This window comes from Mucilaginibacter phenanthrenivorans (genome assembly GCF_024721155.1).
In the GTDB taxonomy this organism is placed as follows: Bacteria; Bacteroidota; Bacteroidia; order Sphingobacteriales; family Sphingobacteriaceae; genus Mucilaginibacter; species Mucilaginibacter phenanthrenivorans.
The window spans coordinates 1-14268 of the sequence record NZ_JAHVAP010000017.1; the positions used below are offsets into that span (position 1 = coordinate 1).

Below are 14268 nucleotides of genomic sequence, written 5' to 3' on the forward strand. Positions count from 1 at the left end.
AATCCTTTTTTTATTCCCTTTTTCCTAACTTAATAACATATAGGCCAGTCCATTATCCCTTAACTTAATGACATTGGCCGTAGGTACACAACACCGCTGCAAGGTCACCCGTTGTTAAATAGTTCAATAGGTTTCGCACCTACGGAGCGTAAAATCTCTTCTTTGTTTTTTCTACCGATATTTTGCTTCTAACGGAGATGGGAAATCTGGTCAAAATTGAGAAGTTTTGAAAACTTCTCAATTTTTATCCTTTAAGCCCTTAACTTCGCCACTCATGCCGCAACTCGAGATCGTATTCCATGATGAACACCTTGTAGCTATTAACAAGCCGCATGGCTTGCTGGTACACCGTTCATCAATAGCAAATGATGCCACCGAGTTTGCCCTGCAAATACTGCGCGATCAACTCAACCAACACGTGTTCCCCGCTCACCGGCTCGACCGTAAAACCGGCGGTGTGCTTTTGTTTGCTTTAAGCAAGGATGTTGAAAAGCTGATGCAGCAGCAATTTTCAGAAAACCTAGTTGATAAGAAATACCTTGCGATAGTACGCGGCCACACACCTGACACCGAAGAAATAGATTACCCGTTAAGAAAGGAAAACGGCACCTTACAAGAGGCATTCACCAAATACAAAACCATTGCCCGTGCCGAGCTGGATGTAGCCCTGGGCAATCACCCAACATCACGTTATTCACTAATTGAGGCTAATCCCGAAACCGGGCGAATGCATCAGCTACGCAAACACTTTGCCCACATCTTCCACCCCATCATAGGCGACCGTACCCACGGCTGTAACAAACAAAACAAATTATTTAAGGAGCGCTGGGAAATGGAAACCATGCTGCTGCACGCATCGCAAATTTCATTTAATCACCCGGTTACCGGTGCCCCTGTCCACATTGAAGCATCCTTGCAGGTTGAATTTTTAAGGGTGATGGGCATTATGGGTTGGGAGCTGAATTGAAAGCAGCAAATTATAATGTATAGGCACTTTAGCGTTTGCAAAAGTTCAATCCCGTTATATCGCCCCAATATTCCCTATAAGAATATTTCTATTTGTAAATAAATCTCCTTTTTACTGCAACTACAAAGCCCTAAATTCCAACAAACTTATTCAAGAATCTCAAAAAGTGCATTTGGGGGCTATAAACCTATATTTTTTTCAGTAATATTACCGTGTTAAATTATTCACACCACTTTAAAGAGACCTTATGACAATAACCTTTCTCCGGCATGAGTTAAAAGCTTTCTGGCGTTCAAAAAATACGGGGAAAAGTATAGCCATACGAATTCTAATGTCATTGATGATTTTATACTTGTTGGCTATTGTGGCTTATGTTGGTTTTAATTTAGACAAGATCCTCGGTTCTAAATTATTAAAGGGTGACGTGGTTGTTTCATTTTCCGGAATCATTCTTTTATACTTCCTGGCCGACCTTTTTTTCCGACTGCTACTACAGGAATTGCCTACACTACGCGTGCAGCCTTATTTGCAATTGCCAATAAAACGCAATTTACTGGTACGTTACCTGGCATTTACCGCGTTGCTTTCAGTTTTTAATTTATGGCCATTCATCCTCTTCGGGCCTTTCATCATAAAAATCATCGCTACTGACCTGGGCGGTTTAGTGGCGCTTGGTTTCATCGTCTCGCTGGTAGGCCTTACCGTGTTTAACAATTACCTTGCGCTGTACATTAAGCGTAAGGCCAATTTAAACGGGTGGATCTTCCTGGTGGCGGCGGCCGTTACTATATTGATCGGCCTGTCGGACTTTTTATGGCACTTAATTTCCATTCGTAATTTTTCCTATTTATTTTTTGGTAACCTGGTTAAATACCCGGTGCTTGCTATAGCGCCACTGCTGATCGGTGCGTTGATGTACTACCTTAATTTTTCCTACCTTAAGGACAACCTTTACCTGGAGGAGCTTGGCTCACGCAGGGCCACTAAATATAAAAGTAGTACTGACTACCCGCTATTAAGCCGCTTCGGCAGCGTTGGCGACCTTGCTGCCAATGAGTTTAAACTTATATTTCGTAACAAACGTTCGCGCTCGGCGTTCATTATGGGGTTGTTCATTATGTTTTATGGGTTGATCTTCTACACCAATAAGGAAATGAACACGGAGGGTTATAAGGTATTCGTGAGCATGTTTATGACGGGAATCTTTATCATTAACTATGGACAATTCATGTTTAGCTGGCAAGCCTCACATTTTGACGGATTGCTGGTTAGCAAGGTTAGCTTTGTCGATTTCTTAAAGGCCAAATATTTAATGTTCACTATTATTTCAACTTTCTTTTTATTGCTCACAACGCCATACGCATACTTCGGCTGGAAGACGCTGCTGATAGAAATCATCATGTACTTGTGGAACATTGGAGTAAACACTACCCTGGTATTGTTTTTTGCAAACCGTAACTACAAGCGGATTGACCTTTCACGAGGAGCCGCCTTTAACTGGGAGGGCGTTGGAGGTAACCAATGGATCCTGTCTATCCCGCTACTTATTGCCCCATTTGTAATTTACGGGCCATTTGCATTATTTCATAAAACCGACATAGGCCTTGCCTTGTTAGCCATCATAGGCCTCGTATTTATTTTTACCCGCAACTTCTGGATAAAAAAGCTGGAAGCCGATTTCCAAACAAAACGTTACACCATTGCCGAAGGGTTCAGAACCAAATAGTATGATAGCAATTAAAAATCTTAAGAAGGTATACAACGGCATTACTGTAGTAAATGTGCCTGAAGTACGAATTACCAAAGGCGAAAGCGTAGGACTGGTGGGCAACAACGGCGCGGGTAAGACCACGCTGTTCCGGATGATCCTCGACCTGATCCGACCCGAAACCGGACAGGTTTTATTGCGGGATGAGCCCGTGGCGGGTCATGAAAACTGGAAGAACTATACGGCATCATACCTGGACGAGGGCTTTTTGATAGATTACCTTACACCCGAAGAGTATTTTTACTTTATTGGCGGCCTGCACCAGCAAAGCCCCGCACATGTTGACGATTACCTGTCAAGCCTTACCGATTTTTTCAACGGCGAGATCCTGAAAAAAGGAAAATATATCCGCGACCTTTCAAAGGGAAACCAGTGCAAGGTGGGCGTGGCATCGTGCCTGCTGCAAAACCCCGAATTGCTGCTGCTGGACGAGCCTTTTGCAAATATCGACCCGAGCACCCAGTTCAGGTTAAAAAGCATCTTAAAGGACTTGAATCAGAACAAGGGCGTTACCACACTTATCTCTAGTCATGACCTTAACCATATTACCGATGTATGCGACCGCATCCTGTTAATGGAAAAAGGGGTGATCATTAAGGATATTGAAACCAATTCATCAACGTTAAACGAGTTGGAAGAATACTTTGGCGTAGGGCAACTTGCTTCTGCATCGTCACAAGTCGACAGGGAGGAAAATCACTAATATTAATATGTACACCATAAGGAAAGCAACATTAAACGATGTTGCAACCATTATAGACCTGGCCGAGAGAACCTGGTGGCCGTCCTACTCGCCGATATTGGAGGCAGAACAGATCAGCTTTATGCTGGGCGAGATCTATTCCGTTGAAAAGATCACCTCTCAAATTAAGAATAACATCCAAACCTATTTATTACTCGAAGAAGAAGGCAAACCCGTAGCCTTTGCCGCATATTCACCACGGGATGAGGACCCCGAAATTTACAAGCTGCACAAGCTTTATTGCCTGCCCGAAACACAAGGGAAGGGCTACGGCAAGATCCTGATAAACCAGGTGATCAATAATACTATTGAAGCAGGCAAGCACACGCTCGACTTGAACGTAAACCGCTATAACAAAGCAAAAAGTTTTTATGAGAAGATGGGATTTGAAGCTGCTTACGAAGAAGACATAGCAATCGGCCCTTACTGGATGAACGATTATGTAATGCGAAAAGAATTATAGTTTGTATATTTAGTTTATCATGAAAAAACCTGGTAAACTTTATCTTTTTAAACTAATAGTGATTGCTGGTTTAGCAACCACTGTGTGTGTGAATGTTTCTGCACAGGTAAAGGTTAATTGTGCCAAGCTGCTGAAGCAGCATATAGCAATTGACACCCCTCAGAAAGTGGCCAATGAAATTATCAAATACCCTGCTTGTTTCGGCTTTGACAACATTGATCTTAAGATTTTCGGCGACGGCCCTACCCTGGCTCCGCTTTTAGCTAAACATTCTGCTGGCAGCGGCAAGGTTACCTATGCTGATCTTTTAGCCGATATAAATACCTTCAAAAGGGACACAGCCTATACGTCGATACACAACCAGGTTTCGGCGCAAACTACGCTCGAAGCCACAAAGATCTCGCCCGAAACATGGGAAAGCAGTGTAAAGCTCTTAAAGATCATCGGAATGCCCGATAGCGAGATGGAAAACTTCCACAAATTTATGCTGGAGAAAAATGGCAAAAACTGGAACTACAGGCAATTGGTTGTCGCCTACCGCATGAAGCAGGAAATGAGCACGCCACCAAAGCAAAAATAAACTGGCGCCACTATTACGTTTTACAAAATAGTATGCTACAAATAGCAAAGCGACTTTAGACTTACGACTAAAGACTCTGGACTATTAATTCACCGTCTTTTTATCATTTATAAACGCCAGGATCTTTTTCGACTCTTCAGGGTAAATAGCAATACGGTGTGTCCGCACCAAATATGGAACTTCCTTTTTGCCCCCGGCTGCTGCAATCGAGATTAAGTTCGAAGGTTTTTCAGGCATGTGGCAGTCAATACAATTGTTTTTTATGGTAAGGCCTAATTTAGGCGCCATTGTACAAAAGTTGTGGTTAGCCTCATTATGGCATTTCATACAGCGCTGCGAATACGCCACCAGGTTTGCCGTTTCGTTAACATGGATATTGTGGCAGTTGCTGCAATCCATATTGCTCATTAAAAAACACTTGCTGGTAGCCAGTAGTCCGCGTTGGTTGCCATGAACGTCGATAGTAGCCGGGTTGGGGTCTTCCTTTGCAAAGCTTGGTTCCTTAAACTTAGCCAGTGTATCGCCCATCCTGAATTTAAATGGCGACTCCAGGTAAATGTCTTTTCCGCCGCCATGACATACTGAGCAGGCATCCAGTTTTTGCGCCCTGGTTAAAGATGCAAATTTGGCGATGTATTTGGCTGTTTTTTCGCCGGGATTTTCTGTATGGAAATTTACGTGGTTAGCAGCAGGGCCGTGGCACCTTTCGCAATCAACCCCGTACACCAATGAATTTTTATCGAAGCCCGGTTCCTGCTCCTGCAGGTTGGTGATAGGTAGCGAGGCAATATAACTACTGTGGCATTCAAAGCACCGCTGGGTTATCGGCCTGTCGAAATACGGATGGCGGGTATTGTAGCCGGGGCTGTTTGTCCAGCTATTCTTCGCATTGAAAAACGACATAGGCAACTCAAATACCTTGCTGCCCTTCCAGTAACCATAAGTTTCGGCTTTAACGCCGCCAAAGGTTATATCAAAGCGCTCGGCACGGGCTTCCTTCCCATCGTTGTAGGCAACCTGGAAAAATGAACTGCCCCGCTTTTCCATCACTGCCTTTGAATTTTCGCTCAGTAAAAACGAATTGCTGCCGGCAGCAAAGCTGCCATGGATATTATCGGCAGCAGCCGGCATCGATGCCTGGTGATGCCCTGTTAGCAGGTATGACTTATATTCGACGCTATGGCATCTTATACATTTTTGCGAACCCGCGTACAAATCGCCGCGGGCGTCGGCTTTTTCTTCGGTACCTAATGATTGAAAATAAATAACAACCACCGGCACCAGGCAAATCAATATCAAAAAATAAATGCGCTTACGTTTCATCATTGCCTGTTGGTATCGATATAAAACAACCTGTTAATGCAATTACCACGTATAGGTTGCAACTGCGCCTGCAGGTAATGTCGTCTTAACAATTTCTCCCTTAAATTTAATATTGAATGTTTGATCGCCGGTTGCCGTATTTAATACGATAAGCACCTTTGAGCCGTCAGTGTTTTTGAAGGCTACATTTAATAAGGTATTCTGTTGATCAGAGGCTATTCTTACCGCACCTGGCCTCACAAATTTTGAAGCATGTGCAATAATGTAATAAGCCACGTTACGGGTAACTGCCGAGCCGATAGTTACTGCCCCTAAACAAGTGGCGCAACCACCGTTTGTATGAGGGCCGTTATTCGGATCTGTTGCCAATACCCATTCCAATACGTTGCGGCTCCAGTTACGGGTAGCACCAACCAGCAGGTTACTTACATGCCATGTCATTGCCGCTCCGTAGTTATCTCCCTGGAATGTTGCCTGTTCTGTAAAATAAATGTTCTTATCAGGGTAGGCTGTATGTACCGGACCTAATGCATTAATGCTACCGCCATATAAGTGAAAAGCAGAACCGTCAACATAGGGATTCGTTACCGGGTCGGCTAAAATTTCAGTTGCATATTCCGGATGATCAGCGTTGTGATCATAAACAATAATTTTAGTGGTAATACCGGCAGCTTTAAACGCAGGGCCCAAATTCTCCTTTATAAACTTGTTCTCGTCAGCGGATACCATCAACATTGCCGGGGTATTATAGGCGTTTAAAGGTTCATTTTGCGGAGTAATGGCATCAATGGTTATCCCTTCGGCCTTCATCCCTTGTATGTATTTTACAAAATAGTTTGCATAAGGGCCAAAGTTTTCAGGTTTCAGGCTTCCCTGGGTAAAGCTGTTGTTGGTTTTCATCCATGCAGGTGCGCTCCAGGGGCAGGCTAATATTTTTATGTTTGGATTAATGGCAATAATCTTTTTTAATATTGGAATCAAATCGGTTTCCTCTTTGGCCAAACTGAAGTTATCCAGGTTGGTATCTCCTGCTACATCATCATAGCTAAAGGTACCGGAGCTCATATCCGAAGCGCCAATTGTTATACGGATATAGCTGATGCCGATACTTCCGTCGCCTGTATCAAACAGCTCTTTTAATAATGAGGCTTTTCTTGTTTCATCCAAACCATTGATAAGGGAAGCGCTGCCGCCAGAAAGGCAAAAGCCGAATCCATCAATACTTTGATAAGCTACGGTTGAGTCTACATTTATAGTAGTATTTGAATTTGATGCGTCCTGGAACTTCAGTGCAACGTTTTGTTTGCTCAATAATGTTAATCCGTCAGCCGTAGTAAGCCACATTGCAACATCTGATTTAACCGGGGTTACTACAGTATCCGGTGGTGTTACCTTAGTACCGCCGCCAGTATTAATAGGAGATTTTTTACTGCACCCCATCGCAATAGTCAACAGCCCCAATATTGTTACCAGTAAGCTAAATTTCCTGATCTTTTTCATACTTGTTTTCTTTAAAAAATTAAAAAGAGTCCCCCGCAGGTAAATCTCAGTCGAGTTGCTCGCCCGGTACTTTCACCTGGTATTAGTTTATTTTTGGATGATTTGATAAATGTCTTTCCCGCGAATTATTTGGTGACCATATTATAATAGTGCACATAGTCGACCTGCATAGCGACCGGAAATATTGTATCGTCAACACCTTTGGTTCCGCCCCAATCACCACCTATCGCCAGGTTCAACAATATATGAAAAGGCTTGTCGAACGGCCATGTAGCCGAGCCTGTTCCTCCGTTCGCAAATGAGTAAACCAAAACACCGTCATAATAACCTTTGATTCCGTCGGGAGTCCAATCTGCCCGGTAGATGTGATAATCGGTGCTGGCGGTCGGGATGGTCATCATTCCTGACTTTGAGTTTCCACCAAAATTTGTTTGATCGTGAATGCTGAAGTGTACAACATTAGGGTCAAATCCAACCATCTCCATAATATCAACTTCACCCGAATTCGGCCAGTTTCCATATGCATAGTCATTAGGCAGCATCCAGATAGCCGGCCAGGTGCCAACCCCCGCAGGTAATTTTGCCTTAACTTCAATACGCCCGTAAAGCAGAGTTGCAGGTGTTTTTGAAACCATGCGCGCCGAAGTATAATTCATACCGCCCATGCTTTCCTTTTTAGCGGTTATTGATAATATCCCGCCCGAGATGTTGGCATTATTTGTTGTACTGGTATAATATTCAAGCTCGTGATTTCCCCATCCGCTACCGCCTGTATCATATGTCCATTTGCCTGGATCGGGTGCGCCATCAGTACTAAAATCATCTCCCCACGCAACCGAAGTGGTATCAAATGAATATACCTTGGGCTCCGTTTTCAACGGCACAAACGGCGGCAAAACTGCCTGTTTCTTTGAACATGCAAAAAAGCCTAGCACCAGAACCGGAATTATTAAAAAATTAATTTTCTTCATAAGTAACTATTAATCAATAACAACGGGCCGTTTAAACTAAACGACCCGTTGCTTTTCATTATTATTATTGAACTCCTCTAAGCGTTACGTTGGTAAATGATATACCGGTTACCCCTAAATTGGATCCCCCGGATTTTATCAGAAGATAATAAGTACCGGTAGTTGGAACCGTAAAGGTGTTTCCCGCACCGTTGCATGAAATTGCAGATAGTTTACCACTGAAAGCGGTTTTTCCGCAGCCATTCCATGTGTTTAAGGCTATTTTTATACCGCCATCGCTATAATCAGTACCCTGGGCCGGCACTTTAGAGCCAACATAGGTTTCAAACCATGTGTCAGTAGCTCCGCTTCCTGAAATAAGCATATCAACAGCATATTTTTGCCCAGCAACCAGGTTAATTGCCTGGTAAACAGCAGCATGTCCAAAACCACCACCAGAGGCAACCATCATATTTTTGGTTGGATCCAGTACAAATGTAACTCCCGGCGAAATAGTTATGTGCTTCCAGCTGGCGTCATCGGCTGCCGTCATTTTACCGCCTACAACCAGGTTTCCAGCCTTGGGGTCAGATGTAGCAACCGTAAGCGTTTTTGACGCAGTTTGTGTTGCGCCACCCACACCAGCCGTGGTTAAAACAACGTTATATGTCCCGGCATCCGGCACAAATATGCTGTCAATGGCTGTACCGATGTTTGATCCGCCACCGTCGCCTAAATCCCACTTCACGGCGGTAACGCCGGTTTCCTCGGCCTTTAAAACAAAGTTATTGGGCTTACCTGAAACCGGGTTGATAGTAAATGATGCAACATTTTTTGCTACAAGCCCGTTATCGCCATCTTTTAGCGGATCGGGTTTACATCCAACATATGCCCCTATAGCCATTATACCTGACACTATAGCGCACGCTTTTATTAAATTTAATTTCATGATTTAAATTTTAATTTAAGTTTAAATTATAATGTACCACCGTACTCTTTGCTCTGCTTTAATTTGGTAGCATTTAAGTCATTAAGCGGGATTGGTAAAATCTCGTTCCTGCCGGCTTTAAATCCTTTGTAGCCCAATACAGCAGGCGCATCGCCCCAACGTACCAAATCAAACCAGCGATGACCTTCAGCAGCTAACTCTGCACGCCTTTCTGTCTTGATGTTAGCCATAGTTGGCGCAAGCGTATGGGTTGTACCATCATTATAGGCGCGGGTGTGTACAGCTGTCATTAACGCACCGGCACGACTGGTACTTCCGCCACCCGAAATAAGCGCTTCTGCTTCCATTAAATAGGTATCAGCCAAACGGATCTCGTACATATTTTGCGGGTAGTTTAACTCAGGAGCACCACCGCCGGTAGTTTTGTCAGCCAGGTGGCCTGCAAATTTCCCAATAAAGTAACCTGTGTTATCATAACCGGCAGAGTAATCAGCTATTCCATTTGCCTTAAGACTGTCCAGGTTAGCCACGGTTGCCTTATTACGCGGATCGTAATGAATAAAATCAAAGAAATTTTTGGTGAACGGAATAAAGCTATAACCTGAAATGTAATCAGGCGCGCCAGCCTTTAACGGATTGTACCCTCTGGGTCCAACCATAATATTAAGGAAGTTTCCTTCGGTACATGCTGAGCAATCCCAACTACCACCTGATTTCGATGAGTGGCCAACTTCAAGAATCGATTCAGCATTGAATTTATTTGAAACCTTCCACAGATCGGCAAAGTTAGGTAACAACTGGTAGCCATATTGTGAATTTGGCTGTCCCGGAGTGCTGCCATTAACTATAGCAAATTCAGCAGCGGATTCAGTGTATTTTTTCTCGTACAGGTAAACTTTACCCAACAGGGCATGTACAGCACCCATTGTTAACCGGCCGCCATCAACAGATATATCCACCTTATCAGGGATATTTTTGTTGCTGATCACAGATTTCAAATCGCCTTCAATCTGGCCGTAAACCGCACTCGGAGCAACCTGCAAAACGTTATCCACCTGATCTGAAGGCACTTCAGCCAATATCAACGGAATATTTTTGAACAAGCGTACAAGGTCGAAATAAAAATATGCACGAAGCGCTTTTGTTTCATCTGCATACCTGTTCTTCAGGCCGGCATCCATTGGTACTGCCGGTAGTTTCTGCAAAAGCACGTTTGCACGGAAAACTCCCTGGTAATAACCCTGCCAAAGTGGGCCACCCGGACCCTGGGTCTCGTTAAGCGTATAGTTGTTAAAAACCTGCAGATCGGTAACGTCGCCCGAGCCACCGCCACCGGCTACGTGATCATCAGAACCTGCATCCATTGCATCTTCCTTTGTGATCAAACCGCCGCTTTGGTAACCTACAACATCATATACAGCCACAAGACCGTTAAATGCTTCCGCCTGGTTGGTATAATATTGTGATTCAAGGTTAGTTCCCTTAGGTGTTACACTCAGGAAACTTTTTTTACACGCCGGGGCTATAAGCAGGCCCGCCGCACAAATTGCTAAATACTTTAAATACTTTTTCATGTTTTAATATTTTAAAATCCTACACTTAAACCAACTATGTATGTGCGGGCCTGCGGATAAAAGCCCTGGTCAATACTACCAGAGATATCCGGGTCATACCCTGTATATTTCGTGAAAGTAATTAGGTTCTGGCCTGTTACATATAAACGCAAACGTTGAATTCCTAATTTTTTAACTACGTCTTTATCAAGCGTATAACCTAATTGTATTGTCCTGAAACGGAAGTAACTACCACTTTGCAAAAAGAAACTTGAGTTATATTCAAAGTTGTTGTTCGCATCAGCGTCAGTTAAACGCGGCCACACAGTTGATGTTCCCGGGCCGGTCCACCTGCCTAAAGCAGCGGTTGTGTAGTTAGCTGTAAGAATGTCCAAACGGTGCAAGCCCTGGAAGATTTTATTTCCTGACTGGCCTTGTCCAAATACCAACACGTCAAACTGTTTGTATGAAGCGGTAAGAGTTACACCAAATTGCATGGTGGGCAATGAATTGCCAATGAAAGTACGGTCAGCATCGCTGATAATACCATTACCGTCCAAATCAGCCCATTTAAAATCACCTGGCTTAGCATTTGGCTGAATCCTTTGACCTGTTTTTGGAGAAATGTAAGCGTTGACTTCAGACTGTGTCTGAAAAACACCAAGGTTTTCGTATCCATAGAAAGAGCCGATCGGATGACCAACCTCTGAACGGGTTACACCACCTTGAACGTTCTGAACACCTGCACCACCTAAGTAATCCTGGCCTGGGGCTAAACGGGTTACGGTATTTTTAAGGTGAGACACGTTACCATCAAAACCTAAATTGAAATCCCCAACCTTTTTGTGATAGCTTAAGGAAAGTTCCTGACCGGTGTTTTCCATATCGCCAATGTTAGCATAAGGATTGCTGATAGCGCCTATGTAAAAAGGCAGGTTTGGTTGCTGTAAAATACCGGTTGTTTTTTTCTTGAACCACTCCAATGTTAAATTAAAATCATGGAATAACACCGCATCCAAACCTATGTTTGTTTGTGAAGTTTGCTCCCATTTCAAATCCGGGTTTGAAGGTGCATTAGGGCTGTAACCGCTAATGTAAGTATCGCCTGTTCCAAAGCTATAATTTCTGCCTCCGCCGATAGTTGCAAGGAAGGCATTATCAGGGATTGCATCGTTACCTACAACACCGTAACCACCGCGAAGTTTCAGGAAGTCAACAACGTCGTTTTGTGGCCAGAAAGATTCCTTCGAAGGAACCCATCCCAATGAAATCGATGGGAAGTTACCATACTTGTTGTTACCACCAAAACGTGATGAGCCGTCCCGTCTTACTACACCTTGAACGATGTATTTTTCATCGTAGTTGTAATTTAAACGCGCAAATAATGAGCTGATATGATGCGGTTGGCCTTCACCACCATAACCTATCCGCTGAACTGCAGGAATGCTGTAGTTTAATGAAGCCTGTTCAAAAGTAGTTACAGGTAAACCATATTCGGTAACTCCCTGGCTATATGAACCACCATCAATGTACGAACCCTGGCCAAGCAAAACGTTTAGGTTATGTTTCTTGTAAGTACGGGTATAAGATATTGTATTTTCAACATTCCAGTTAAATAACCTCGTTGCATCGCGATTATAGTTATTTAGCGACGTAACAGTTGATGCATTCAGGTAAGAAAGCGGTGTAAACGACTCATCACCATAAAATGCCATCTTAGTACCAATGGTTGATTTAATTGCAAGCCCGGCAATTGGGTCAACTTCTGCATAAGCGTTACCAACAATGTTGTGTGCCCAGCTATAATTCCCCAAACGGGTTTGAATATACGCCAATGGGTTAGTAATTTCCTGGCCTACTAATGAGGGGCCGGATGATATACCATAATAATAACCTTGTGCATTTTTAATTGCATTTGGGTACGCGGCATAAGCCTGTGCAGCGGTTGGATCAGTAACGATAACCGGCGTAATAGGATCAAGGTTGATTGCAGAGCTTAACGGGCCGCCAAACACACTATTTGTATTACCTAAACCTATTGATTTATTATAGGTATAGCCAACGTTAATGCCAAAATTTAAATATTTTGATGGCTTAAAAGTTTCGTTGGTCCTGAAATTCGCTCTTGTATATTTTGAAATTGGCGAAGCAACAATACCATTTTGATCTAAATAACCAAATGATGTATAGTAGGTTGATTTATCTGTTCCACCTGCAATGCTTAGTTCATGGTTTTGCTCTTTTGCACTGTTGTTGAAAATAACAGACTGCCAGTCGGTACCAACTCCAAGTGACGCCGGATCAGCAAATAAAATGCCTTTTCCTGCAGCAACGCTCGACTCATTTCTTAAGGTAGCATACTGGGTAGCATTTAACAGATCGAGTTTACGAGCAGGCGCTGATGTTCCGCCCCAACCATTATAAGTGATCTGCATACGGCCGGCCTTACCTTTTTTGGTGGTAACCAAAATAACACCGGCAGCAGCACGTGTACCGTAAATTGCAGAGGAAGCGGCATCTTTCAATACCTCGATAGATTCGATATCTGATTGATTAAGGTAGCCTATACCGCCGTTATCAACAACCACACCGTCGACAACCCATAGCGGATCGTTATTGTTAAAGGTAGTAATACCACGAACACGTACTGTAGCGCCATCACCTGGCTGACCATCATTTGTGGTAATGGTTAAGCCTGAAGTTCTGCCTTGCAGGATTTGCTCAATATTTACAGCTGGTTGGTTTTCAAAGTCTTTTGAACTTACGCTGGAAATTGAACCAGTTGTAACGCTTTTCTTTTGAACACCGTAACCAACCACGATAACTTCGTTGATGCCTTTTACATCTTCAACCAGGTTTACCGTGATGTTTGTTTGTGAACCCACAGGGATTTCTTGTTTTACATAACCAACAAACGCAATTACCAACACTGCAGACTGATCCTTTACATTTAATTTAAATGCACCGTCAATCCCGGTTGTAATACCATTGGTGGTTCCTTTTTCCAAAACAGAGGCACCCGGGATAGGTAATCCCTTTTCATCAAGTACCTTACCAGATACCGGGATGCTGAAAGCAGTTTTGCCTGCAGGGGCAACTATATCAGGCGAAGAGCCTTCTGCTTTACCGGCCATATCTGCGTTCGGCAGTTTGCCTAAAACAATTCTGTCCTTCAATACTTCGTAATCAATACCATTATTTTTAAAAACCTGGTCCAATACTGTTTTAAGTGGCTGATTTTCAAAATTGGCATCTATCCGTTGCGAGAAGTTGATAGCGTTTTTGCTGTATATAAATTTAACGTTATTGTTCTTCTGCAAGTAGTTTACTACATCAAGCAGCGTAGTGTTTTTTAACGACATGTTTACCGTCTTGTCAAGAACGTCCTGGGCCTTCAAAGGGCTTGAGTAAGCTATCCCGCTTAACATCAAGGCTATCAGGATTTGACTAAATGTAATCTTCATGATTTTAAA

General features: G+C 43.3%; 11 protein-coding genes. 5 read left to right on the forward strand and 6 right to left on the reverse strand.

Features of this window, described 5'->3' with window-relative positions; all coding sequences use genetic code 11:
* Positions 1-274 precede the first annotated feature (274 nt).
* From KXD93_RS27640 to KXD93_RS27660, 5 genes are all read left to right on the forward strand, one after another.
* Positions 275-967, forward strand: a complete 693-nt coding sequence (locus tag KXD93_RS27640) for a pseudouridine synthase (RefSeq protein WP_258140795.1) — start codon at positions 275-277, stop codon at positions 965-967.
* Between the two features lie 247 nt (positions 968-1214).
* On the forward strand, positions 1215-2693 hold the full coding sequence (locus KXD93_RS27645) for a DUF5687 family protein (protein ID WP_258140796.1): 1479 nt from the start codon (positions 1215-1217) through the stop codon (positions 2691-2693).
* Position 2694: 1 nt separating this feature from the next.
* Positions 2695-3438 (forward strand): ATP-binding cassette domain-containing protein, encoded by a 744-nt coding sequence (locus KXD93_RS27650; RefSeq protein WP_258140798.1) that lies wholly within the window; start codon positions 2695-2697, stop codon positions 3436-3438.
* 7 nt (positions 3439-3445) lie between these two features.
* Complete coding sequence (locus KXD93_RS27655) at positions 3446-3940, forward strand: GNAT family N-acetyltransferase (protein ID WP_258140800.1); 495 nt, start codon at positions 3446-3448, stop codon at positions 3938-3940.
* Between the two features lie 19 nt (positions 3941-3959).
* On the forward strand, positions 3960-4520 hold the full coding sequence (locus KXD93_RS27660; RefSeq protein ID WP_258140801.1) for a hypothetical protein: 561 nt from the start codon (positions 3960-3962) through the stop codon (positions 4518-4520).
* Between the two features lie 84 nt (positions 4521-4604).
* Here the strand turns inward: KXD93_RS27660 and KXD93_RS27665 are convergent, their stop codons facing one another.
* The 6 genes from KXD93_RS27665 to KXD93_RS27690 form a co-directional block, all read right to left on the reverse strand.
* Entirely contained in the window at positions 4605-5846 is a 1242-nt protein-coding gene (locus tag KXD93_RS27665; protein ID WP_258140802.1) for a multiheme c-type cytochrome, read from the reverse strand.
* A gap of 39 nt (positions 5847-5885) precedes the next feature.
* A complete protein-coding gene (locus KXD93_RS27670) occupies positions 5886-7343 on the reverse strand; it encodes a glycoside hydrolase family 30 protein (protein ID WP_258140803.1) in 1458 nt (485 codons plus the stop codon).
* Positions 7344-7468: 125 nt separating this feature from the next.
* Positions 7469-8314: a glycoside hydrolase family 16 protein gene (locus KXD93_RS27675; RefSeq protein WP_258140804.1), complete on the reverse strand. Its 846-nt coding sequence runs from the start codon at positions 8312-8314 to the stop codon at positions 7469-7471.
* Positions 8315-8378: 64 nt separating this feature from the next.
* Positions 8379-9242: a PKD domain-containing protein gene (locus KXD93_RS27680; protein WP_258140805.1), complete on the reverse strand. Its 864-nt coding sequence runs from the start codon at positions 9240-9242 to the stop codon at positions 8379-8381.
* A gap of 26 nt (positions 9243-9268) precedes the next feature.
* Positions 9269-10816 (reverse strand): RagB/SusD family nutrient uptake outer membrane protein, encoded by a 1548-nt coding sequence (locus KXD93_RS27685; protein ID WP_258140807.1) that lies wholly within the window; start codon positions 10814-10816, stop codon positions 9269-9271.
* Between the two features lie 11 nt (positions 10817-10827).
* Positions 10828-14259: a TonB-dependent receptor gene (locus KXD93_RS27690; RefSeq protein WP_258140808.1), complete on the reverse strand. Its 3432-nt coding sequence runs from the start codon at positions 14257-14259 to the stop codon at positions 10828-10830.
* Positions 14260-14268: the final 9 nt, after the last annotated feature.